28 protein-coding genes and 1 pseudogene are annotated in these 23,403 nt (G+C 38.4%); 25 read left to right on the forward strand and 4 right to left on the reverse strand.

All coding sequences use genetic code 11. The features are described from left to right. Window positions 1-150: 150 nt before the first annotated feature. From ACPEIW_RS02395 to ACPEIW_RS02460, 14 genes and pseudogenes are all read left to right on the forward strand, one after another. Window positions 151-693: an arginine repressor gene (locus ACPEIW_RS02395; protein WP_004132008.1), complete on the forward strand. Its 543-nt coding sequence runs from the start codon at window positions 151-153 to the stop codon at window positions 691-693. Between the two features lie 129 nt (window positions 694-822). After that, window positions 823-1,701, forward strand: coding sequence for an exodeoxyribonuclease III (locus tag ACPEIW_RS02400; protein ID WP_425664159.1), 879 nt, complete (start codon window positions 823-825; stop codon window positions 1,699-1,701). 69 nt (window positions 1,702-1,770) lie between these two features. Further along, window positions 1,771-2,598, forward strand: coding sequence for a DUF3710 domain-containing protein (locus ACPEIW_RS02405; protein WP_425664161.1), 828 nt, complete (start codon window positions 1,771-1,773; stop codon window positions 2,596-2,598). A 91-nt stretch (window positions 2,599-2,689) separates the two neighbouring features. Continuing rightward, the gene (locus ACPEIW_RS02410) at window positions 2,690-3,433 is read left to right on the forward strand and encodes a DUF3159 domain-containing protein (RefSeq protein WP_425664163.1); all 744 of its coding nucleotides are present in this window, start codon (window positions 2,690-2,692) and stop codon (window positions 3,431-3,433) included. Window positions 3,434-3,475: 42 nt separating this feature from the next. Continuing rightward, window positions 3,476-4,885, forward strand: coding sequence for a class I SAM-dependent RNA methyltransferase (locus tag ACPEIW_RS02415; RefSeq protein WP_425664165.1), 1,410 nt, complete (start codon window positions 3,476-3,478; stop codon window positions 4,883-4,885). 270 nt (window positions 4,886-5,155) lie between these two features. Then, window positions 5,156-5,749 carry a DUF4097 family beta strand repeat-containing protein gene (locus ACPEIW_RS02420; RefSeq protein ID WP_075038783.1) on the forward strand — a complete coding sequence of 198 codons (594 nt, stop codon included), beginning with the start codon at window positions 5,156-5,158 and terminating at the stop codon, window positions 5,747-5,749. Window positions 5,750-5,840: 91 nt separating this feature from the next. After that, window positions 5,841-6,125, forward strand: a complete 285-nt coding sequence (locus ACPEIW_RS02425) for a hypothetical protein (RefSeq protein ID WP_004114737.1) — start codon at window positions 5,841-5,843, stop codon at window positions 6,123-6,125. Between the two features lie 108 nt (window positions 6,126-6,233). After that, window positions 6,234-7,712 (forward strand): Lsa family ABC-F type ribosomal protection protein, encoded by a 1,479-nt coding sequence (locus ACPEIW_RS02430; protein WP_425664168.1) that lies wholly within the window; start codon window positions 6,234-6,236, stop codon window positions 7,710-7,712. A gap of 508 nt (window positions 7,713-8,220) precedes the next feature. Next, window positions 8,221-8,700, forward strand: coding sequence for a hypothetical protein (locus tag ACPEIW_RS02435; protein WP_425664170.1), 480 nt, complete (start codon window positions 8,221-8,223; stop codon window positions 8,698-8,700). A 38-nt stretch (window positions 8,701-8,738) separates the two neighbouring features. Then, a pseudogene (locus ACPEIW_RS02440) lies at window positions 8,739-8,819 on the forward strand (IS3 family transposase); the annotation flags it as partial. Between the two features lie 536 nt (window positions 8,820-9,355). Next, window positions 9,356-11,554, forward strand: a complete 2,199-nt coding sequence (locus tag ACPEIW_RS02445; RefSeq protein WP_425664172.1) for a hypothetical protein — start codon at window positions 9,356-9,358, stop codon at window positions 11,552-11,554. 6 nt (window positions 11,555-11,560) lie between these two features. After that, window positions 11,561-12,232: an ABC transporter ATP-binding protein gene (locus ACPEIW_RS02450; protein ID WP_016837159.1), complete on the forward strand. Its 672-nt coding sequence runs from the start codon at window positions 11,561-11,563 to the stop codon at window positions 12,230-12,232. A 207-nt stretch (window positions 12,233-12,439) separates the two neighbouring features. Next, entirely contained in the window at window positions 12,440-12,709 is a 270-nt protein-coding gene (locus ACPEIW_RS02455; RefSeq protein WP_016837161.1) for a type II toxin-antitoxin system RelB/DinJ family antitoxin, read from the forward strand. Then, on the forward strand, window positions 12,702-12,977 hold the full coding sequence (locus ACPEIW_RS02460) for a type II toxin-antitoxin system RelE/ParE family toxin (RefSeq protein WP_016837163.1): 276 nt from the start codon (window positions 12,702-12,704) through the stop codon (window positions 12,975-12,977). Before ACPEIW_RS02455 ends, ACPEIW_RS02460 begins: the two co-directional genes overlap by 8 nt. A 39-nt stretch (window positions 12,978-13,016) precedes the next feature. Here the strand turns inward: ACPEIW_RS02460 and ACPEIW_RS02465 are convergent, their stop codons facing one another. From ACPEIW_RS02465 to ACPEIW_RS02475, 3 genes are all read right to left on the reverse strand, one after another. Continuing rightward, the gene (locus ACPEIW_RS02465; RefSeq protein WP_016837165.1) at window positions 13,017-13,493 is read right to left on the reverse strand and encodes an IS3 family transposase; all 477 of its coding nucleotides are present in this window, start codon (window positions 13,491-13,493) and stop codon (window positions 13,017-13,019) included. A gap of 262 nt (window positions 13,494-13,755) precedes the next feature. Continuing rightward, on the reverse strand, window positions 13,756-14,073 hold the full coding sequence (locus ACPEIW_RS02470; RefSeq protein ID WP_016635624.1) for a type II toxin-antitoxin system RelE/ParE family toxin: 318 nt from the start codon (window positions 14,071-14,073) through the stop codon (window positions 13,756-13,758). Continuing rightward, window positions 14,054-14,326 (reverse strand): type II toxin-antitoxin system Phd/YefM family antitoxin, encoded by a 273-nt coding sequence (locus ACPEIW_RS02475; RefSeq protein WP_016837169.1) that lies wholly within the window; start codon window positions 14,324-14,326, stop codon window positions 14,054-14,056. The genes ACPEIW_RS02470 and ACPEIW_RS02475 overlap by 20 nt, the downstream gene beginning before the upstream one ends. Before the next feature lie 432 nt (window positions 14,327-14,758). Between ACPEIW_RS02475 and ACPEIW_RS02480 the strand changes: the two genes are divergently transcribed. The 5 genes from ACPEIW_RS02480 to ACPEIW_RS02500 all read left to right on the forward strand — a co-directional run bounded on the left by ACPEIW_RS02480 (window position 14,759) and on the right by ACPEIW_RS02500 (window position 18,293). Continuing rightward, the gene (locus tag ACPEIW_RS02480) at window positions 14,759-15,370 is read left to right on the forward strand and encodes a CadD family cadmium resistance transporter (protein ID WP_004120505.1); all 612 of its coding nucleotides are present in this window, start codon (window positions 14,759-14,761) and stop codon (window positions 15,368-15,370) included. 402 nt (window positions 15,371-15,772) lie between these two features. Next, on the forward strand, window positions 15,773-16,258 hold the full coding sequence (locus tag ACPEIW_RS02485; RefSeq protein WP_421781491.1) for an NUDIX hydrolase: 486 nt from the start codon (window positions 15,773-15,775) through the stop codon (window positions 16,256-16,258). A 380-nt stretch (window positions 16,259-16,638) separates the two neighbouring features. Next, a complete protein-coding gene (locus tag ACPEIW_RS02490; protein WP_016838610.1) occupies window positions 16,639-17,226 on the forward strand; it encodes a DUF7010 family protein in 588 nt (195 codons plus the stop codon). A gap of 441 nt (window positions 17,227-17,667) precedes the next feature. Beyond that, complete coding sequence (locus ACPEIW_RS02495) at window positions 17,668-17,970, forward strand: type II toxin-antitoxin system RelB/DinJ family antitoxin (protein WP_004133089.1); 303 nt, start codon at window positions 17,668-17,670, stop codon at window positions 17,968-17,970. After that, window positions 17,970-18,293 (forward strand): type II toxin-antitoxin system RelE/ParE family toxin, encoded by a 324-nt coding sequence (locus ACPEIW_RS02500; protein ID WP_425664176.1) that lies wholly within the window; start codon window positions 17,970-17,972, stop codon window positions 18,291-18,293. Before ACPEIW_RS02495 ends, ACPEIW_RS02500 begins: the two co-directional genes overlap by 1 nt. Window positions 18,294-18,468: 175 nt before the next feature. On the opposite strand, the gene ACPEIW_RS02505 is transcribed toward ACPEIW_RS02500, so the two are convergent. After that, window positions 18,469-18,879, reverse strand: a complete 411-nt coding sequence (locus tag ACPEIW_RS02505) for a hypothetical protein (RefSeq protein WP_004128465.1) — start codon at window positions 18,877-18,879, stop codon at window positions 18,469-18,471. Window positions 18,880-19,129: 250 nt separating this feature from the next. Between ACPEIW_RS02505 and ACPEIW_RS02510 the strand changes: the two genes are divergently transcribed. The 6 genes from ACPEIW_RS02510 (at window position 19,130) to ACPEIW_RS02535 (ending at window position 23,400) form a co-directional block, all read left to right on the forward strand. Then, window positions 19,130-19,369, forward strand: coding sequence for a restriction endonuclease (locus ACPEIW_RS02510; protein ID WP_016838294.1), 240 nt, complete (start codon window positions 19,130-19,132; stop codon window positions 19,367-19,369). Window positions 19,370-19,570: 201 nt separating this feature from the next. Beyond that, window positions 19,571-19,867, forward strand: a complete 297-nt coding sequence (locus ACPEIW_RS02515) for a type II toxin-antitoxin system RelB/DinJ family antitoxin (RefSeq protein ID WP_016838290.1) — start codon at window positions 19,571-19,573, stop codon at window positions 19,865-19,867. A gap of 425 nt (window positions 19,868-20,292) precedes the next feature. After that, entirely contained in the window at window positions 20,293-20,847 is a 555-nt protein-coding gene (locus ACPEIW_RS02520; protein ID WP_016838288.1) for a hypothetical protein, read from the forward strand. A gap of 175 nt (window positions 20,848-21,022) precedes the next feature. After that, window positions 21,023-21,163 carry a hypothetical protein gene (locus tag ACPEIW_RS02525; protein ID WP_172535033.1) on the forward strand — a complete coding sequence of 47 codons (141 nt, stop codon included), beginning with the start codon at window positions 21,023-21,025 and terminating at the stop codon, window positions 21,161-21,163. Between the two features lie 246 nt (window positions 21,164-21,409). Beyond that, window positions 21,410-21,844 (forward strand): hypothetical protein, encoded by a 435-nt coding sequence (locus tag ACPEIW_RS02530; RefSeq protein WP_425664180.1) that lies wholly within the window; start codon window positions 21,410-21,412, stop codon window positions 21,842-21,844. Between the two features lie 449 nt (window positions 21,845-22,293). Beyond that, complete coding sequence (locus tag ACPEIW_RS02535; RefSeq protein ID WP_425664182.1) at window positions 22,294-23,400, forward strand: ABC transporter ATP-binding protein; 1,107 nt, start codon at window positions 22,294-22,296, stop codon at window positions 23,398-23,400. The last annotated feature ends 3 nt before the right edge of the window (window positions 23,401-23,403 follow it).

A 23,403-nucleotide genomic window follows, 5' to 3' on the forward strand; every position in this document is an offset into this window, starting at 1 on the left:
TTCAGTATATTCGTTATATCCAATATGCAAATATTAATAAAGATCAATAAATATTAGTAAATATTAGCCAATCTTGGTAAATATACGGAAAGTTATGCATATATACATGTATATTAGATTGGAATAGTTTTTTAGAAAGGTTTGCCAGCTATGACTCACGCAAAGAAGAATTTTGGGAATTTTGATGATAATGACTCTGCTGGCAAGCAACGTCCTGCAACCAAGGCTGCACGATTAAACGCGATTGAGCAGGCGCTTTTAAGCGAGGTTATTACTTCTCAATCGCAGCTTGCTTCTGTTTTGGCTCGTAATGGTTTTGATGTTACTCAAGCAACTCTGAGTCGCGATTTAGACGAGATAAATGCTGTTAAAATTCGTCTTACAGATGGCAGAATTGCGTACGTTTTGGGAGATGGCACTGGCAATCGTCACGCAATGGATACGGTTAGGATTGATCAGCAAGTTGCAAGAACTCTTTCTGGTCTTATTACAGAAGTTGGATTTGCTAATAATATTGTTGTGATTCACACTCCTTCGGGTGCTGCTCAATATGTTGCTAGTGTTATTGATAGACAGCCGTTAAAGGGGATTTTAGGTTCGGTTGCTGGCGATGATACCGTGCTTATGGTTTGTGTTTCTAACGAAGAAGCAGAAAATCGTGCAAATTGGATGCTTTCTGTTGCGTCACGGTAGTTGAAAATCTGTAGCAAAGAGGTGCGCAAAGATACAATTATTGATATAAATATACAATTATTCGTTATTTTTGTAATATGCATTTGTAATATGCATTTGTAATATGCATATTCGATTAGAGTGGATTTTATGATTACTATTGCAACTTCAAACTTGAATGGTATTCGCGCTGCAGAGCGCAAGGGGATGCTTGATTGGGTGCAAAATCACACTCCAGATGTGTGGTGTATGCAAGAGGTTCGCGCTCCGCAAGATGCGATTGACCCGATTATGAGCAAAATCAAGGATTTGTATGCGTCTAAAAGTGGTGAATCTGTGCAAAATGAATCTGTGCAAAATGACAAGCAATTTTGCGTTACAAATCAGATTTGCGATATAAAAGGCCGTGCTGGAGTAGCGCTTGTAACATCTTTGCCAGTTGTAGAGCAGCGTTACGGTTTGCCTGGTTTAAGCGAAGACGTGGATTCTGGCAGATGGATAGAAACCGACGTTCATACGCCTGAAGGGTATGATATTACTGTTGCTTGCGTGTATGTTCACGCTGGAAATGTTGACGATCCGCAGAAAATGCATCAAAAATTCCGCTTTTTAGACACTATGCTTACGCGATTAGGGGAGCTTAGAGATATTGCTGCAAGTGGCGGAAATCAGGCGATTTTGTGTGGTGATTTTAATATTGCTCACACTCCTCTAGACATTAAAAACGCTAAAGCGAATGAGAAAAGTGCTGGATTTTTGCCAGAGGAGCGCGCGTACATCGACCGCTGGATTAACGAGTATGAATTTGTAGACGTTATGCGAATGCTTGCTGGCAATATTCAAGGGCCGTACACGTGGTGGAGTCAGCGAGGCAAAGCTTTTGATAACAATGTTGGATGGCGTTTAGACTATCAATTTGCAACTCCAGAGCTTGCAGAAACTGCTTGCGGATTCGTGATTGATCGCGCTCCAAGCTACGATTCGCGCTGGTCGGATCACGCTGCGCTAAGCATAAGATACAATGTGTGATTTTGCTTTGCTTGTGGTAATCTGGTGAAGTTGAGTAAAAGTGGCATTGGCCGTTAGAAAAGAGGAATTATGGGATGGTTTAAGTCGAAGCGCAAGGCTAAAGCTGATAGTAAAAATGCTGGAAATCTTGCGGATTTGCAATCCCAAAATTCGGCCTTAAACGAGCTTATTGAAGGCGGATACAGCGCAGACACGTATTTGGGTCGAGGAAATCTTAGAGGACCTTGGAATATTTCAGACGAAAAGGTTCCTGATTTAAGTACGTATATTGACTTCGGAGCTATTCGCATTCCGTATTTGCAAGGAATAGAGTTGCGCGTAAAAAAGCAGCGCGAGTCTAACCAAGTTCTTGGCATAACAGTTACGTATAGGTCTTCTAGCGTAGAAGTTGAGGCGTTTGCGGCTCCTAAAACAGAAGGAATTTGGAGCGAAGTTCGCGCGGATTTGCTTAAGGGAAATTCTGATGCCAGGGAAGTGAATGGCGTTTTTGGCAAAGAGATTATATTACCAGTTAAAGTTGAAGATAAAACTGTAGATACGCGAATTGTTGGAGTGGATGGCCCGCGTTGGATGCTTCGTGGAGTCTTTTCTGGTGTAGCTGCTGGCGATTCTTCGGTTGCTGGCGATTCAAAAAAGGCGAGTGATGAAGCAGTTTTGCTTAACAAGTGGTTTAGTGACATTGTTGTAGACCGAGGCAGTGAGCCATTAGCTCCTCGAGATATGATTCCAATGCATGATGTTTTGGTTCCTAGAGATTCTGACAATGGTGGTTCTGGCGATTCTGCTGGTGATTCTGGTGAAATTCCAGGCCGTCCAAAGGGGCCACTTGGCGCAGATCAGCAGGTAGAAGTCAAAACTACGCTAACTCGCGGTCCAATGTTCTCTGAAGTTCGTTAGTAAAGCTTTATAGCAAAAGTCGAATAGCAAAAGTCGAATAGCAAAAGTCGAATAGTCGAATAGCAAAAGTCATGCAGCAAAGGATATTGTCTTGGAAAAAAATGCGCGCAACAAAAAACGCTCAGGATTAGCCTCTTTAGCTTCCATTGGATCCGAAGAAAAAGCGTTTTCTGTGATTGACTCCATTGGCGGAGTTCGTGGCGTAATTGAATCCATGCTGCCAGGCTTGCTGTTTGTTATTTGCTTTGTTGTAACGCGGAACGTACAAACAACAGTTATTGCGTCTGCAGCTCTTGCAGTTTTGCAAGTGGTGGCGCGACTTATTCAACGTCAGTCGATTATGGGCGCGCTAAGTGGGCTTGTTTCCGTTGGAATCTGCCTTATTTGGGTGTGGACGAGTCATCAAGCGCGCGACTACTACATGATGGGCTTTATTACAAACGCTGTGTACGGTGTTCTTCTTGCGATTTCGCTGATTGCGCGTGTGCCAGCTCTTGGGCTTGTGATTGAGTCGATTCGCAAAATGCCTACGGAAAATTTTGGCGCTTGGCTGCACGAATGGCTTGATTATAAGCCACTTAAGCGCGCGTACATGTATGTTACTGGATTATGGATTGGCGTTTTTGCGCTGCGACTCGTTTTACAAGTGCCATTATATTTGACAAATCACGTTGTGTGGCTTGGCACTGTTCGATTGCTTATGGGATTGCCGTTCTGGGCGCTCGCGATTTGGGTTTCTTACTTGATTATTGCAACGCCATTTATGCGTCTTCATCATAAAAATCGAGAAGTAGAGCAGAGCGAAGTAAATTCTAGCGAAGTAAAATCAGCTTAACAAAAAATCAGCTTAACAAAACGCAAAACTAAGGGGTAGTACATGCAAGTAACGATGCGAATCGAGCGATATGCGGATCAAGGCAGATGCGTAGGTCATCTCGAAGGACGCGTTGTATTCGTGCGATTTGCGCTGCCTGGTGAGCTGGTTGTTGTGCGTATGGATGAGCCGATGCGTGCAAAAGCGCACTTTTTTACTGGCGAAGTTGTAGAAGTTTTGGAGCCTAGTGCGGATCGTGTGGAGCCGCAATGGAAGCTCGCTGGTCCTTTGGCTCAGGGTGGCGGAGTTGGCGGCGCGGATTTAATTCACGTTTCTTTGCCTGGTCAGATTCGTTGGAAGGCTTCCGTAATTGCCAATCAATTCCAGCGTTTAGCGCATATGGATGTTGCGGAAAGCGATGTTAGTGTTGAGCGCATTCCAGGGGACGAGGAGCTTAACGGATTTAACTGGCGTACGCGCATGGAGTTGGTTGCAGATGATGAAGGGCGATTGTCTATGCGTAAGCGCGAGTCGCATGACCGCATTGCGATTGATACTATGCCACTTGCGTCGCGCGCGGTTTTAGCAATTGCGGATTCTTTGGACTTGTGGAATCGTTCTTTCTCGCCAAATGCGCAAATTCGCCTTGCTGTTCCAGAGCCTAGGGTTGATGGTTTGGATTTTAATGACAAGGCTGCGCTTCTTGATACGATTGGCGAAAATTATGCGCTTATAGTAAATGATGAGTTGGTTGCAGGATCGGCATTGTTGCGTGAGCGCGTGCGCGTTGCGGTTGCTTGCGATTCATCGCGTGCGCGTACTTTTGATTACGATGTTGACGCGCGCGGTTTTTGGCAGATCCATCGCGCAGCTCCAGAGCATTTGGTGAGCTACGTTTTGGGATTAGTCCGTTCTGCGCTTGGTGGGCGTAGTAAGAATACGGTTTTGTGGGATTTGTATTCTGGATCTGGTTTGTTTACGATTCCTCTTGCGACTTTGGCTAATGTTGGCGGAGATGCTGCTGGTGATGTAGGTTTCGCTGGCGCTGCAGAGCCAGCTCGTGTGCTTAGCATTGAGGGTGCGCCGATTGCTGTGAAGAATGCAAGGCGAAACATTGGTCGCGCAGGTCTTAGCAGGGATGTTGTTGAAGCGCTTGAAGGCGATGTTGCGCAAACGCTTGAATCGCAGGTGTTTAAGGCGAGTAAGTCGTCTAAGATTGTTCGCCGATTTTCGCATCCTGATGTTGTTGTGTTAGATCCTCCGCGCGCTGGTGCTAAAGCTCAAGTTTGTAAGCAGATTGCGAAGTCTGGAGCAAGAGCTGTTGTGTATGTTGCTTGCGATCCGACTAGTCTTGCTCGCGATGTTGGTACGTTTAGGGAGCTTGGCTACAGCGTTCAGTCTTTGCGCGCGTTCGACATATATCCCAACACTCATCACGTTGAGACTGTCGTATTGATGTCAAAGGCTGATTAGGTGGGTGCAAGTTTGCCCTTGTGTAGCAGGGGTTTGCGAGGTCTATCGTTAAAAGGTTTAGTGAGTGGCGACTGTAAGATAGCTCGGAGCGATTTTTGAGTGCGATTTTGCTGTATGAGGGAACATATCAACGCTCTAGGGTCGAGTGCACAGGATGTTAACGTTAAAAGGTGCACCCACTTTGCACCCACCCTGTGAAGTGGTAAAATACAGCTCAAAATGTAAAATGAAACCTGATTATTAGTATGTGCACGAGGAGGTGCTTAAATAATGGATAATAAGAAGTTTATCGCAGAGACGAAAGATGTTCGTTTAACGGTGAAACGTGCTGATACCTTTGGTGTGAGCTTTGTTAACTGTGAACAAGATATATTGAGGGTTGAGGAAGCACAAAATGTTATAAGGCTTATTCAAACTAAAAAAGTCTCAGCTTCGAATTGGGTGAGGTGGCTTACTCAGGGTATGCCTGAAATTGTTGTGAGTTTGCCACATGATGTGGAAGTTTGTGAGGTTGAATCTGATTCTAATCAAGTGCTCATCACGGATATTGAGATTGGTAAGCTTTATGTAGAAGTGAACAATGGCAAGGTAGAAGTTGTTAATTTGAAGGCGGATGATGTCTTTCTTAAATGTTATAATGGGTCGGCTTCAGCAACAAACGTAGAAGTAACTCATGTTTGTACGCTTGATACGTTAAATGGCATGAGTATTTTAGAAGGAACAATCACCAAGGATGCAAGCCTTGAAGTAGATTGTGAGAATGGTGTCACCGAGGTTTCAGATAAGAAGAAGGTAAATTGTAAAAACGATGGATTTGCGCATTACATGGTGCACTGTCTTAATGGGAAAGCTATTGCGAAGTAGCAGACATATAGATCAAAAAAGAAGCAATAAAACTTGATATAAGTTGGAATTAGAGCGTATATAGACATACCGATAAAGGAGGAAGCCGTATATGCTCTATGTAAAATTTGATGATTTCGAAGATGTTAGCGTCATGGGAAATGAGAAAGATCATGGAATGTTTATTCCGATTAAGGATGGGAATGTGTATGCTGAGTGCGAACGGTGCGGTGTAGTTGAAAGGATCACCTCACCATGCGAATTCATTGCTAGCACATTTAGGTCAAGAGTGAACTTCAATGAAGGTTATGAACTTTGCGAGAAGTGCTTGCAAGAGGTTGAGTTTGTTACTGTTGCTTTGAGAACTGGAAAATTACCTAATCGAGAATTGAAATAACTGAAAAAGCAAAGCAGTGATAACCGTAGTAATACAGGAAAAACTAAACGTTAAAAGGTGCACACACTTTGCACCCGGGCGGTAAATGATAATTTAGGGAGGCGTTTTATGTCAGTAATTAAAATTGAAAACCTCACTTTCTCATATTATGGATATGTAAAACCCATATTTAAAAATGTATCGTTTTCCTTTGATACAAACTGGAAAACGGGATTGATAGGAAGAAATGGAATCGGTAAATCAACTCTATTTAAGTTACTTTTAAATCAAGAAACTTATCAAGGTAAAATAAGCAAGGATGTTGAATTTATTAAATTTCCACCAAGTATAAGCGATACTTCAAAATTAGGAATTGAGTTATATAAAGAACTAATATCAGATGATGAAGAATGGAAGTTATTTAGAGAACTCAGTTTGCTAAATGTAGATGAGAACCTTGTTTACAGAGAGTTTGAAACGCTTTCTAAAGGGGAACAAACAAAAATCCTTTTAGCTATTTTGTTTACAAGAGAAGATGGCTTTTTACTTATTGATGAACCAACAAACCATTTAGATATGGACGGAAGAAAAATTGTAAGTGAATATCTGAAAAGTAAAAAAGGATTTTTGCTTATATCTCATGATAGAGATTTTTTAGATGGTTGTATCAATCATGTTATTTCTATTAACAGGAATTCTATTGATGTCCAATCGGGAAATTTTACATCATGGTATGAAAACAAAGTGATGAAAGACCAATTTGAAATTAGTCAAAATGAGAGATTAAGAAAAGATATTAAACGATTAAAAGAGTCTGCAAGACAAAGTCAAATTTGGTCTGATAAAATTGAAAATACTAAAAATGGTGTAAAAGTATCAGGTGTAAAACCAGACAAAGGACATATAGGTCATCAATCAGCCAAGATGATGAAAAAATCTAAGAATTTGGAGAATAGACAAAACAAGGCAATAGAAGAAAAACAGAGTTTACTAAAAGATATCGAAACAAAGGAAAGTCTATTATTGCATCCATTACATCATCATAAAAATCCTCTAATATCGGTTAGCAATTTATCATCATGCTATGGAGAGAGACAGATCCTAAATAATGTAAGTTTCGAGATAAAGCAAGGCGACATAGTGGCTATATATGGGGGTAATGGTAGCGGAAAATCAACCTTGATTAAAATTTTATTAGGTATAAATCACGAGTATACAGGTGAGATAAAATTAGCAGGTAATTTAAAAATCTCGTATATTCCTCAAGACACATCTAATTTAACAGGTAGCCTAAATGAATATATTCACAAGCAAGATGTTGATGAAACATTGTGTAAAACAATTCTAAGAAAATTAGATTTTTCAAGAGAATTATTTGAAATGGATATGAAGAATTATAGTGATGGACAAAAAAAGAAAGTTTTAATTGCTGTAAGTTTCTCAAAGCCAGCTCATATATTTGTTTGGGACGAACCACTGAATTATATAGATGTAATATCAAGAATACAGATTGAGGAAATTATAAAAGAAGCAAAGCCTACACTCATATTTGTGGAACACGATAAGCGATTTGTAGAAGATATCGCTAATAAAATAATACAATTTTAAGTAAAATCCAAATCCCAGTTTGTAGTGCCTTAGACTTTTATCATCATACGACATTCCCCTTGCCAGTTTCTCTCCTGCAATGAACGTTAAGGCTCTTTTATTGATGCATGGTTATCATAAGGGTAGTCTTGATACACGTGAGACTGTCGTATTGATGTCAAGGGCTTAATAGGTGGGTGCAAGTTTGCTCTTGTGTAGCAAGGCTTAGCGAGGGCTATCGTTAAAAGGTTTAATGTGCGGCGGCTTTAAGCTGGGTTCTCGTGATTTTTGAGTGCAGTTTGGCTGTTTGAGGGAAGATGTCGACGCTCTGGGGTCGAGTGCACAGGATGTAAACGTACTTCGCTTGCGTTGAAAGCACACTGTGCTTTCAACTTTGAGCAAGCTCAGCGAATCGAAGTGCATTCGCGAATTATGTTATTCCTCACGGCTATTAGTAGCCGTTCGGCTGATTTGGCATGTAAAGTCCACTGGACTTTACATGCCAAATCACGCTTTGAAGGAGCTTGAAATGCGTTATACAATTTCAAGCTCTGTCAAAGCGCCCATGCAAGTCGATTCGCCACTTTGCACCCACCCTGTGAAGTGGGAAAATTTACTCAGAAGGAAATGTACTGTATTGTATGGGGGGGGGAAAGAAGAGTGGTTTGGTAGAAAAGGTGTTTTTAATCATAGTAAAGATAAAATTTGGATTTCTACCACAGAAAAAATTGAGTTTTCAGAGAAACGCTCAACAAATTGGATGACATATGTAGATGAACGTCGAATGGAAATAACGTGCGGAGAAGCTCCTTATTTAGTTAGTCGTTATAATGCAACAACTGGCAAAATAATTCCACTTAAGCAACGTATTGGTCTTTTAGAGCGCAAGATTAGAGTAGTTAAAGAGAATAGTAATAATGAAACAGATTGGCTCAAATGGTCTAAACATGCATTTTTGAATCTATTTATGGTTTTTAATATCAAGGAGATAGTCTTCTTCTGTCAATAGAAAACCTTCTTGCAACATAGAGCTGGGGTAGTACAGAAGAGTTACGTCAAGCTATTCATACTTATATTGATTTTTACAACAATCACAGAATTAAAATGGGGCTTAAAAGACAATTATGAAACATCGTACTACGATTGCACAAAATGTCTAAAAAATTGTCCTAAGCCCCTTTGGTCCGATAATTGACATTCTTATTGCACCTGTTATATGTGTATTGGTGTTCTTTATTGCAAGAAGTCTTATTCGATATGCGCATTCTCTTAAGAAAGACGATACGTCATCTAAGCAGTCTGCAGAAGATAAAAGAATAGCGTTACGGGACTTATAAAACACAAAAATAACAACGAAACAGCACTATGTATCACAGATTAACCGCCTACTTACATCTGCTGCGCAAAGCTTCGTCCAAATACTCGATTAAAACGCATCCTTAACATTTCTTGTTGACGCAACAAACAAGTAAATCTATCATGTTAGTGGGAGGCACATTGCCCCCCCCCCCAATAAATAAGTTGGAGGTTTACGATGAAGAAAAATTTCACGTATTGCATCGACAGTAGTACTAGTAGTTTCCATGGCATTGGTGCCATGTGCTACTGCCTATTGGGATTGCAAATAATCTGTATGCATGAATAACTTATTATAGGGGTATGCGATGTCTCGATTATTGCGTTCATTGTCATGCGCACTTGTTCTTCTGCTTGCATTATTTGCATCGCTGTTAGGTTTGACAAAAATGAACGACTCCTTGGGTGATTGTATTGCTATATATCCGCAAACGAGTCGCCTTTTTTCATTACGCGGCGTGACAGAAGACAAAGCTGATCAAATTTATGCATTACTCAAGAATACTGTTGCTCAGCATAATGCTTTTGTGGTTCGTAATGATATGCGCTTGGCAGCGAGTGACGCCGGTGTAGATGGTTTTGAGCTTGGCATATTTGGCAATACGCGAGGTAAAGATGATTTGCTTACTTTGTCGTATCTCGGAACGCCGATTCTGACATCGCATGCCTTTACGCAATTATTGCACAGCGAAAGTAGCAAAACGCTCGGACTTGATATGGCAAAAGCAGATATGCTTGCTGATCTTCCCACTATTTCCATTGAGGGTTCGCGTTTAGTTGTTCGTCAATTAGATGCCCTCGTCAACAATAGTAAAACAAAGCTTGGCGATTACAGGATTGTGGGACTTTCTAGCCGAGACTACCATGCATTAGTTACTCAAGCTGCTCGCATTGCTGGTACAACCTACCAAGATTTTCAACGTGGAAAATCTGGAATAGCACGATCCAATAGTTTTAATCAACTTACTTTTATTATTGTCTGCATTGTAACAGTGTTGCTTCTTGGAATTACGATAATCGCTGATGGGTATCTTTCGTATAGAACATTGGGAAGCTATCTATTGTTGGGTTGGTCGCGCTCATCGTTTGCTTTGCGCCATCTTATGCCGATGCTTGTTTCAGCACTCGCCGTATATCCTCTTGTTTGTATCGTGATGAGTTCATTTACTCGCGGATTTATATGGAATATTCAATTGTTAATGCAGGCGCTGATTATAGCGTTGCCAGTTATTGCAGTTGTGTTGCTTCTCAGCGCATTAGTCATTTTGATGATTATTTCTGTAAAACCAGTAGATGCAATTCGTAATCGTATTACCAAACGTGGTATGCTTATTGCTCTTGCACTCGTTTATGCTATTGCATCAACATGCGTATTAGAAGGTGTGCATAGCATAGATGGGCCAATAGGCGAGTTGGCGAAAAGTGTGGAAGTTGCTCGTATGTGGCATCCTGTATTAAACCAGAGAATTATGTATCACCACCTCGTAGGGCAAGATGGTGCTTCGGTATCTGGTCAATCGACGCAGTATGCCAAAGATGCTTTTGCATGGTATCGTTCTATTGAGGATAAGCCAGGAGTAAGGCTTATTTACACAAGCTTCTTTGATGCGGATATACTACAAGATTGGCGCAATGGTAGCGTATATAAGCATGTACCTTCTAAGCCATTCTGGTCGTTTGTGGCGTCGCCTAAGTACTTGCAAGATCAAGGGTTTACTGTAGATAGCGATGTCAAAAACCTTGCTCGTCAGGGTGTGCGCATTTACTTCATTCCCGACACGTATAATCCTCAAGAGCAGACTTTGATGAGGCAGTGGCTTCAAGAGTCAGACAACCTAACGTCTACTGATGTTTCGACCAAGTTTACTGCGCATCCACAATTCGCATTCCGCACGTATCATCCTTCTCGTGAGTGGTTTAACTGGTCTACGGATATTCATCATAAAGTTATGGTAAAAGATCCTATTATTTTTTATGCGACGAGTGATAATTTGAATGCGTCTGAAAGTGAATCATTACTTGCTGGCGGTCTTGACAATAGCTACATTAAATTGAATGATCAAGCAGCAGCTAGATATCTGAGCGACGCTTATACTGCACGGTATCATCTTGATGATAATCATCTTCAATTCTTACAAGTAGGAGAATGCATTGCAGGCTACCAAAAGACGATTATGCAGACGTTGCAATTGTTTGGTAGCGTAATTCTGCTTATTACTCTGCTTATGTTGATATTGCTTATAGCGATTATTGCTATGTTTGCAGCATGCTATCAAGAAAGTATTGCGGTGAAACGATTGCTTGGTTTTTCGCTATTACGCATATTCTCTATGCCGTTCTTGCTTGTGGGACTCGTTCAAGGAGTACTTTTTGTTATTGCTTCGATTGAACGGACTCGTTCTGGCATGATATATGTGCTGATTTCGGCAATTATTGAACTCATATTATTAACGATACAAACATATTATTTGAGTAATAAACACATTACTTCTATGGTAAAGGAGTAGTCGATAATGCAAAACAATGGTATTGAACCTTTAATAAGTGTACGCAATCTTTATAAAACATATGGGAATCGACCGGTTTTAAATAATCTTAGTTTTAGTGTGCAACAAGGAGAATCGTTAGCAATCATGGGGGCTTCCGGCTCTGGAAAATCCACTATTCTAAACATTCTCGGCATGCTTGAAACCTATGATAAAGGTGAGATAAAGATTGCTGGCAAAGAACTTCCAGCTATTAATTCTGTTGCTGCTACTAAGTTACGTCGTTATCATATTAGCTATTTATTTCAATCGTTTGCATTGCTCAATAATAGAACTGTATTTGATAATTTGTGGATTGCGATGGCATATAATAAAGAGTCAAAGTCTGTTAAACACCAAATGATTGATGCAGTTCTTGCTGAACTCAATATTGAGTATGCTAAAAATGACCGTATTGCTGTGCTTTCTGGTGGTGAACAGCAGCGAGTTGCGATTGCTCGCGCAATGCTGAAACCTGGCTCGTTGATTTTGGCAGATGAGCCGACGGGTTCACTTGATAGAGATCTTGCTGATAAAGTGTTTGCGCAATTGCAAGCGATGAATAAAGAATATAACAAGACATTGCTTGTAGTGACACATGATCCTTTGATTGCTCAGCGATGTGATCGTGTGTTGCATATTGAGGCGTTAGCTCGGTAGTTGCATTGCTTCTCTTCTCTTCGTTAAATTTCGGGTTATCGTGGCAAAATTCGCAAAATCGGCAAAAACTGCCACGATAACTTGTGATTTAGTAATAATTGCGTACACAATGGTGCTACTTTGGTATTACGTTGGGTGCTGTAGGTCTGTTATAATAAAGCAAGGCATGAATAACAAATTTATGTTTTTAAGATTAAAGGAAACAACATGACTTCTACAAAAACAGCTAGAATAGGCAGATTAAGTGTAAGAGTTAATCCAGAAATACGAGATAGTGCATCGCAAGTTCTTGAACATTATGGTCTTGATATGAGTTCAGCAGTCAACCTATTTTTGTATCAGATTGTAAATACGCAACGTTTCCCATTTTCACTTGAAAGTTCTCCATATGAGCACGCTCTTGATGAAGCTATGAAAGAAAAACCAATAGCTGCAGGTACTGTTGACGATTTTGCTGAGCTGATGCGCAATGCCTAAACCGCCATTTTATAGTCCAATCTATCTGCGAGATGTTAAGAAATATAAGCAGAAGCATTACGATATTGAGCAAGTAATCAATATTGTAAGACTTATTTGCAATGGTGCAGATTCTCGCGAGCTTACAACTTATAGAGATCATATTCTTAAAGGCTCATACAAAGGCGTGCATGAATTGCATGTGTCTGCAGACGTTCTACTGTTGTATCAAGTTAAAGAAGATTGCATTATATTCCTACGCTTAGGATCTCACGACGACTTATTCTAGATAGCAAAAACTGCCACGATAACTTGCTTAAAAATATAGTTATACAAAAGGAATCACATTTTCAAACGTAGTTAAAGACCCTTCTAGCATTTCATCTTCAAGACACTGATCTGGGTGGTTTGAAATAGCGTAAGAGACCACTTTACCATCAAAACAGTCAATCATAGGGCTTAAATAGAGTTTTGACTCTTTTACTGAAAACTCAGTAATGTCTGTAAGCCAAATCTTATTAGGTGAATCTGCATGAAAATTATTGTTAACAATGTTACTACATGCGGGAGTAATTTCTCCTATGTAACTTGAATAGCGTCTTTTACGCCTGGCATATCTAACCTCAATTAACTCTTCTTTCATGAGCCGTCTTACTACTTTTTCAGATACTTTAATACCTTTAGTTCTCAACACTAACCATATTCTAAGAGAGCCATAAGTAAAGAAGTTTTCTTCTGCAATCTCGTGTATGCAACCCCGTATATGTGCGTATTTGTCAGGTTTTTTGAAGAGCATTTTTAGCATAGTAATAACTTGAACGTTTTATCTGAAGTGTTTTAATCAGAAGCTCTAACGGTAATACTAAAAGTAGTTAGTGTGGATATTGAAAGGGCATCATAAAAGTCAAAAGATTGTGAGCGTTTGAAACGTTACCAAATCTAGCCTAGGGGGAGTTTCTCTAGGCTGTTTTTTTATGCTCAAGAATCAAGCTATTAAGCCAATCTTAAACCTTTTAACGATAGCTTTTTCAATAATCGTTAACATAAATGATAGTTATTGAGAATAGTTATTCCAGTAGTGCGTCAATATTTCGTTTTGAGTATAGAAGTCTGCGCACTTCCATAGTGTCGTCGATGACAACGTAAAAAACAGAAAAGTTGCGTACGCTAATCCTGTAGTAGGGGTGTTCTCGTGTTGTTGATGATTGGTAAGGAGCAAATAAGAGGGGTGATTCAAGTCGTTTATCGATTGCTGATTCTATATCGTCAACAAGTCTGTGAGCAGCTTTTGGATTTTGCAGTGTATTGGTTATATAGTCAACTGTTTCTAATAAATCTTCTTTGAATAGTGGGAGAAAGGTTAATTTATACGTGTTCTTGCTCATTGATCCTTCTCCTTACGCTATCAAAGACATCGTCTTTAGAAAGACGCGTAGAAGTGTTTGCGGCAAAAGTATCTGCTTCGTCGAGTTTTCTTTCAATGTTGTCAGTGAGGGCAGAGTATTGTTTGATGCTCATGAGAACCATAGTCCCATAACCATTTTTTGTAAGGAATACTGGTGTATTTGAATTTATAACTGTTTCTTCTACTTCTGGGAATTTATTTCTTAAATCGGAAACTGGGCGAATATTAATCATAGTATCAACCTCCTTTTATCAAAAAAGTATCATAATATTATCAAGATTACAATTATATTAGTGGCTTGGTACTCAAAAAAGTGTAGCTATACTACCCGTTCTCTCAATCCATTTAGAATCAATTTGTTTGTTGTCAAGAAAATAAAATAATAGACTATAAGACTTTTGAAAACAATGGCTTTATTTAGATGAATAATGTTTGGTCTATCTAATTTTATATATTTTCAATCTTCACAGTTTGCGTGGATATCTATCAGCATATTTGACAAAATCATATAGTTTAAGTAAATTTCACAAGTAATATTTCAAGGAAAGGTGGGAAAATTGTGAAGTTATTTCTTAAAATGTCTCCATTGGTAACTGCCGAGGCACAATGTGTGTGCAGTCAATTTTGATTGGCTGTAAACATTAAACATTTTGAAAGGAGAAATAATGGAAACAATAGTATCCGCTTTATTAGTTTTTGTTTCTACATCCATTGACTACTTAGTTGTTTTGACTATTTTATTCGCTAGTCAAGGAAAGAAAGGTTTGAAATCAATTTATGTGGGGCAGTATTTAGGTACAGGACTGCTTGTACTGGCTAGTCTTATTGCCGCTTACTTTTTAAATTTTATTCCACAAGATTGGATTATAGGACTCCTTGGTCTAATTCCGCTAGGTCTTGGTATAAGAGCAATTTTTGTGGATGAAGATATTGATGAAGAAGATATCGAGGGGAAAATTACCGGAGATGGATCAAAAATCTTAGCATTTACAAGTTTAACAGTGGCAATGGGTGGAGATAATTTAGGAATTTATATCCCCTATTTTACAGGAAAGAGTTTGATTGAGATTAGTATAAGTTTAGTAATATTTGCTTTAGGGATTTTGATTCTATGCAAATTATCTCAAAATCTCGCCTCAATTTCTGCTATCGGAGAGACTGTGGAAAAGTATGAAAAAGTAATTGTACCTGTCGTGTTTATTGGACTCGGTCTCTATATATTGATTGAAAATGGAACGATTAATTATTTCATAGGTCAAGTCCTAAAAGTGGTGTAAATTCATTTCCTTTCCTTTATCTGCTATTTTTACGTTCAGGCTCAAACGAGAAAATAAGTGGTGCTTCCTACCGTCACGGCGCTTCACCGTTCTATAAGATGCAGGAGGCTGATTAGGTGGGTGCTTTTGCCCTTGTGTAGCAGGGGTTTGCGAGGGCTATCGTTAAGAGGTTTAGCGTGTGGCAGCTTTAGGCTGGCTTGGCGTGGTTTTTGAGCGCAGTTTGGCTGTATGAGGGAAGATATCAACGCTCTAGGGTCGAGTGCAATAAGTTCAATGACTGTTGCTTGTGCACAATGTGATATACAAATGTATCAATCACTTGGATTTTCAATTAAGATTGGGAACTTGTTTGCATTTGAACCATAAGTCACAGTCATTAGATAAAAAATGAAGGAGTAAACTATGGAACATAATTGTGGATTTATTAACGATAAAAAAGCATTTAGATATAGGGCTGCAGCCATCATAGTCGAGGAAGGTTGTGTGCTATTTGCAAGAAATGCTGAGGACGACTATTACTACTCAGTTGGCGGAGCGGTTCACATGGGCGAGACATCAGAAGAAGCCGTCAAGAGAGAAGTATTTGAAGAGACAGGTCTTAATTACGAGGTCGATCATCTTGCTGTCATACACGAGAACTTATTCATCGGCAGCTCTGGCTTAAAAGGAGTAGACTTCCATGAGCTGACATTCTACTACATGATGAAACCCATGGGCAAAAGAGATTTTACGAGCCATAGTACTACAGAGTCAGGTGCTAAAGAGACAATGCATTGGTTACCTATAGATGAGCTTGATAAGTTCAAGGCTTACCCGACATTTATGAAAGAATATCTTAAATCGGAGCATAGTGGAATAGAGCATATAATTTCAGATGAAAGATATTAATGAATCCCGCTATTATGGCAAGAGATTGTTACATAAACATTATTTCTGTTTATGTTCGGACAGAAGAACAATCAGCCGAAAACATTAGCCAGGATACCATTAGAGCAGTTCGAAGATGTACTCTCTTACATAGATCATGAAAACATAGATCATGATACAATTACGCTTATCTGAGTCTCGAAAGGCGCAGAATACGCGTTGATTCCGGAGCAATGATCATTGAATTCGGTGGAGAGGAAGAAGAAAATCAGAAGGCTAAAGCGGAGTCTCAAACCTTGATACTTGAAACACTTATGTTTTGGATTGATTACCGTAGTGCTTTTACACTGCCACGACGTGGAATATCAGATTGTATAAATTAGCATTTGAAGGAGAAATCAATGAGCTTAGATGAATTGAGGAATGATATCATCATAAAGCAGAAAAAAGGATTGCCATTTATCATGGCATCGGTGATTATATGGCTTCTGATAGTACTTGTGTCAATTTTAGATATCAATATGGATATGAAAAATTTATTGGTATTTTGCTGTTCATGCCCATTATTACCTCTGGCTTGGCTCATTGGTAAACTTATAAAGGTGGATATCTTTTCAAAACAAAATCCACTTGGACAATTAGGCTTCATTTTCACCTTAAATCAAATGATTTATTTATTAATCGTTATGTGGGTGTTTAGTGCGGTTCCGGAAAAGATGATTATGGTATACGCTATGGTCTTTGGCGCACATTTACTGCCGTATTCATGGCTGTACAAATCAAAGGGATATACAGTTGCTGCAATTTCCATTCCGATGATTTCCTTGATTTTAGGATGTGCATTAAACGGCACAACGGTTGCTGTTGCGGCATGTATTATTGAGATAGTATTTGCTTGTGTATTACATATGGAATTAAAGAAAATGGGAGATAACTACAACAAATCCCAGTTTGTAGAGCTTAGCAAGGATCAAGTTTCTATGAAATAGAAATCTAAATCTAAAAGCGTTATGTGTAAATAATTAAGACGGTAGTAATACCGTCTTTTTTGATGTCTAAAAAGGTTTCAGAATTCAAGGTTAAATTTTCAGAGTTCAAAGAAATAGCTTCATAGTTTAAGGGTAAGTTTTCGTTGTATCCAACACGTGATGAAACTAGACCACTCAATTTCATGTGGAGATATTATAAAATCCAGACTATTGAATTTTCTTTAGTCTATTCTTATGTTCAAAAATCAACCTATAGAATAGATGGAGTTATCGCCGGCATCATGGTACTTGACAGTGCTATAAAAAGCGGTAATACAAAGGCAATGCGAAGGTAACACGAACACGAAAAACATGTATGGCAGCTGAGGGATCTTATTCATATAAATTGTGTTGCAATATGCGACACAATAATTTATTATATGCGTATGGAGGTTGGTTTATATGGCAGTTACTAAAACAGCGAATGTGAATGTGAGAATACAAGAAAATATTAAGCAGCAGGCGGAGCAGATTCTGGAAACGATTGGAGTTCCTAGGGCTACGGCTATTGACATGTTTTATCGTCAAATCATTCTTAATAAGGGTATTCCGTTTTCGCTTACTATTCCAAAGTCTCTTCCAGCACAAGATGATATGGATGAGAAAACGTTTAACGCGTTGATGGCTAAAGGTTATGATCAGGCGGTTCGTGGTGATAGTTATCCGATAGATGATGTTTTTGAAGATCTTGAACGAGGTCTTTAATGGATGAGTATAAGATAAAAGTCACTCGTCAGGCGAAAGAGCATCTTGCACTTATTCGAGAATATATCGCCACGGAGTTACAAGCACCGATAGTGGCTAAAAGAATGCTCGAGCTGTTGAAGTCGGAAATGATGTCTTTGCAGACGATGCCTTATCGTGTGAAGTTAATTAGTGAGCAGCCGTGGTGTGAAATTGGTTTTAGAAGAATACGCGTAAAAAATTATTACGTTTATTTTTGTGTTGATGATAGTAGAAAAGAAGTTCAAATACTCGCGGTTATCTACGTGAGAAGAGACCAGACTAAACAACTGGAAGAATTGTAATGTAACGCGCTATCAAGCCAATCTTAAACCTTTTAACGATAGCTTTTTCTATCGTTAAAATGTGCACCCAATATCCATAGTGTGCACTCAAAAAAGTGTAGCTATACTACCCGTTCTCTCAATCCACGTGGAGAATGTCGTCTTGATATCAAGGGCTTAATAGGTGGGTGCATTTTTAGGCTTTATGCTTTTGGTTTCTTCTTCGTAAAAACTCTTTAACAATGATTGGAATTATAGTTGGGATACATTCAAGAGTAATAAAAAATGTAATGTACGTGCAAGTCCAGCTACTACCCAATTGCCGAGGAGACTCTTGTAATATCAATAAATCAATAGCAGGGGCGATAAGCGCGATAGCGATGGTTTTACAAACTCCTAAGTTTTCGAGTGTTTTTTGATTGACAACAATCGAGTAAAGAAGAATTTTTGTTAAACCAAGTGCATGAGCTATAACAATGAGTAAAAAGGGTGAGTCATAAACAATTTCCCAATCGAGTGATTTAAGAGAATTGATAATAAGTCCTAAAAGAGGGAGTAATAATGAAAAAAGGAATAATCGTATAGCTTGATATACAGATTTCTTCATAACTAACCTCCTTAAATTTATATAGTCAAGTGGATACCTACTGTCATAGACAGACTATTTTTCACTTATTTTACGTTAATTTATCTTACTTAGAAAGTTGGGATAATCATATCCGATTAAAATCTAGCGGTCATTGGCAGACAGGACTTAAAGAACTGGATAAATACGGCATTGAGTATCATATCGTGAAAACATATCCCAATGTGGTGAGGGTTGGATATGGCCGAATTTAAGGCACCGAAAAAGAAGAATGGTGTTAATTAAGCGTGGTTTTCGGATAGCTGGTAAGCAAGGGCATGGTCTTTTTTTTACAACGTATAGGTTTTCGCAGAAAGCTAAGGATTATGCTGACAATCATCATATTATTTTGGTTGATGGTGTGAAGCTTGCAAATCTTATGATTAAGCATAATTTTTGTGTTTCAACAAGAAAAACGTTTGAGATTAAAACGATTGATACTGATGCTTTGCTTGAATATCAAGATGAATAGTGTTTTTGTGTAAGTTTTGTGACTTGATTTTGTTGATTTTGAGTTTGTTAGCTGGATTCATCGCGATTTTTGAGTGTGATTTTTGCATTTTTAATATTACATATAAGTGTAATTTTCTAATGCTAATGCAGTGCCATTGCAATGCCAATGCAATGCCAATGCAATGTTGTATAATCATTGTAAGAAATAAGGGGTGATTATATGGCGAAAACAGCTAACTTGTATACTCGTATTGATCCGGAATTAAAAGAGCAGGCAGAGTATATATTGAATTCTTTGGGTCTTCCTCCTTCGAATGCTATTACCATGTTTTATAAGCAGGTTGTTTTACAGCAGGGGCTTCCTTTTGATGTGAAATTGGGTTATAGAGAGCCGCATGATGTGAGTTCTATGACTCAAAGTGAGTTGAATGATGAGTTGGAAAAGGGTTATAAGTCGGTTTTATCTGGTGATGTGAAGCCTGCGGATAAGGTTTTTGAGTCCTTGCATAAGGCATAGGGTTTGTGTCGTGTGATAATTTTCTTATTTTTTATTTTGTTTTTGAAGAAAAGTATGAAGTTGTGGTTTCTCGTGTGCTTTATGGGAAAAGAGATATTGAGAAAGTTATAAATGGCAATTAAACCTTTTGCGATATCTCGCTTCTATCGTTAAAGCGTGTACTCATTTTGCCACACATTTGTTTATGTATGGAAATAAAATCCTGTAGATTATCGGATGATTTTTAGCTATAGTTATTTTTGTAGGCTGTATATCTGCATTCTTTGTCCATAATTTACATCCCGTCAGTTTTATTAGACTCAAAGATGATTTGTACTACGAGATGAATGAATATTGGGCAGATGATAGTGAATAACAGAGTGAAGATTGAACATGATAATCGTAACTGCAATTAGGTAAAGATTAAGTTGTAGGTGGAGGTATAAATGAAGCATATCAAGCATTATGCTTTTTTGACTATGGTAGTTTGTCTTATATCACTTATTTCAGGTTGTAAGAATCAGAATAGTTTTAGCAATAATAATAGAGAACTAAAAACAGAAAATCAAAAGTCTGCAAGGAATGAAAGACACTCAGAAAATAATGAAGATGTTGACTGGAAAGAGATAAGTAAAAATGGTGTTGATGAAACTTTGCTAATAAAAAACATAGATGAAAAGGTTCTCACGTATGTGGCTAAACAATTACAAAATCTATGCGATGAGATTGGTGAAAAGGGGCGCAAAGATAAATTCTATTGGCTGACAGGACAATGGTATAACGATGTAGTATATTCTAAACAATATATTAGTGTCATATTATTAGGTAAAAAAGCAATGAAACCATTGTTCCTAATAATATATAAAAGCAAACAGGCTGGAATGTATGAATGGGTTTGTAGTAAAGTTTTAGATGAAATATCTGGGTTTGATTTCTCCTGGAGCAATTCTAAAGAATTTTTAAAGGCATTTACCGATAAGATTATTGAACAAAAAAATTAACAACTCTCTGTTTGCAATTGTCTTGGATGTTTACACTCCTACAATATTTCCAATATTAACTTTCATTCTGCAATGAGCATTAAGGCTATTTTGCTGTCGAGTGATTATTAATTTAGTTGTTTATGTTTTGGGTAACAAATCGGTGTAGAAATTGTAAAAAAGTTCCCTACACTGTTTGATTTCTCATGGTCAGGGCTTGTTGGTTATTCCAGAAAATAGGGTTCCTGAGTTTAAGAAGTTGCTTGTTGGGTATTATGAAGGTGAAGATTTGCAGGTAATTGCTTCGTTTATGAGGGAATATTGTTGGAAGCATTAAACGAGCATGATGATATTGATCCTTCTGGTTCTTCTGTTTCGTGAATCTTGCTGTTTATTAAAGAGTATAGTTTGCTAGTAAATGAGGAGATTAGCGTCGATAGTCTAGACAAATTAATAAAAAAATAATATATTTATTAAGATTATTACAGTAATCAGAGAGAATGGGAGATCTTGTTTACTTAATAGTCTGTTTTATAATCATTTGATACAAAGTTGTGTTAGCGAAAAGGAGGCTAGTAGTGTTATGAGGAGTAAAACTATTTTTTGTAAAACCATTTTTCAAAGTTGTCTTGTTATGCTTCTGCTGCTAGGCTCTCTCTTTTCTCTTGCGGGATGTGCTGATGATGATGAGAAGGCGGAGCTTGCGTCGTATCATTGGGAAACGGTAGCGGTGTCTCAAGAAGAGTTTCGTATACCAGAAAACTATATGAATAAAGGTGAGTTGTATCTCTTTGTGTCACGAGATATTCTGGATTCTCATTATGATTTGTCTAAAGTCACTCTTGGAGATAAGCTCATCAAATTAGTTGACTCACAGTTTAATTTACCTGGTCCAGGACTTAAAGCTTTATTTTTGGTTGGAAAATTTGATTTAAAAGACAAGCCAGGCTCTGATGTTCTTAAAGTACCAGGACTTAATAAAACAGGTAATGTTGCTGTAGGGTATAAGAAGAAATAGTAGTATTTTGCACATGTTAAACAAATGTTTTGTGATTGCTTATATTTGAGTTTTTTGCGGAATGCTCATATAATTTTCCACGTAAAGCACATTTAAGTTTATGAGGTGTTGCGCTATGACTGCCCAAATGATCGCTAGTCTTAAGAACGGTTTGAAAGGCATATAAAAGCACATAAAACAGCTTAAGATACATATTCTTTAGCAGTATTAAACACGCATTGCACATGGTGTTTTGTCATTATGTTTGCACATGCGCGCTAGTTTTTCTGTGGTTTTTGCACGTTTTTGCATGTTTTTGCGCGTTCTTATCGTTCTTGTAAGCAAGCGTTATCTTTTCTTATCTGACTAACTGATTTTCATTGTTGAAATTTATTCAATAACAGTAAGAATTAAGGTTTAATAACAGTAAGAATTAAGCTTTAATAACACGTAAGAACGAAGCAATAATAATGAATAATAATATAGAAGACGCAACTAATAGTCGCGATAACAATAATAAGCAGTCAACTAGCAACTTAATATTGCGTATTGATAATGTAACAAGATCTTATTCTCGTGGATTTGGTCGTAAGAAGACAACTCGCCAAGTTTTACATAACGTATCTTTTGATATTCATTCTGGTGAAATATTTTGCTTGCTTGGTCCTAATGGTGCAGGTAAAACAACTACCGTGAAAATTATTGGCACGTTGTTAGCTCCTGATAGTGGTAGTGTTCGTATTGCCAGTATTGATGCTGTGAGTAATCCTCGAGAAGCGCGTAAGCGCGTGTCGTTACTTCTTGGAGGTGAGCGAGGATTTTATCAAAGGTTAAGTGCATTAGATAATCTTCGTTATTTTGCGGATCTTTCCGCTGTTCCATATAGTGAGCAAGGTAAGCGTATTCACGATGCTCTTGAGCAAGTTGATTTACTTGATAAAGCTCATGATGCTGTTCAAACTTTTTCAAGGGGAATGTGGCAGCGATTGCATATTGCTCGATCGCTGGTCGCTAGAACGGATCTTATGCTTTTAGATGAGCCTACTACTGGTTTGGATCCTGAAAATGCTAGGAAAGTACGTGAAATTATTCATGCTTTACGAGATCAAGGAATAGCGATTTTGCTAACTACGCATGAGATGAGTGAGGCTGAAAAATTAGCTGATACTGTTGCTGTAATAAATCACGGTAATATTATCGCTCAGGGAAGTGTGCAGCAGTTGGCTTCTTTACAGCATATTGATCATGTAACAATGTACGCGTATGAAGGTGAAGCATCAAGCGGAACTCCTAGTGTTAAGGAAGAATTGCAAAAACTTGATGGAGTGTTGTGGTGTGATGTTTTTGAATCGCATGGAGTGTTAAATATTACTATCGCGTGGAGCAAAACATTATCTCAAGAACGAAATATTAAAATTCCTGTTGATGGGATTAGGCGTTTAGGTGATCGCGCTGCAAGTTTGGAAGAAACGTATCTTGCTATTGTGCAAAATGATAATATTTCTGCATCAAATACTTCTACTTCTGCTGCTGCTGCGCCGTCTTCTTCGCCGTCCTTACTCCCATTAAGTAAGTAGGAG

The sequence above is a fragment of the Gardnerella piotii genome (genome assembly GCF_049815665.1).
Lineage (GTDB): Bacteria > Actinomycetota > Actinomycetes > Actinomycetales > Bifidobacteriaceae > Bifidobacterium > Bifidobacterium piotii.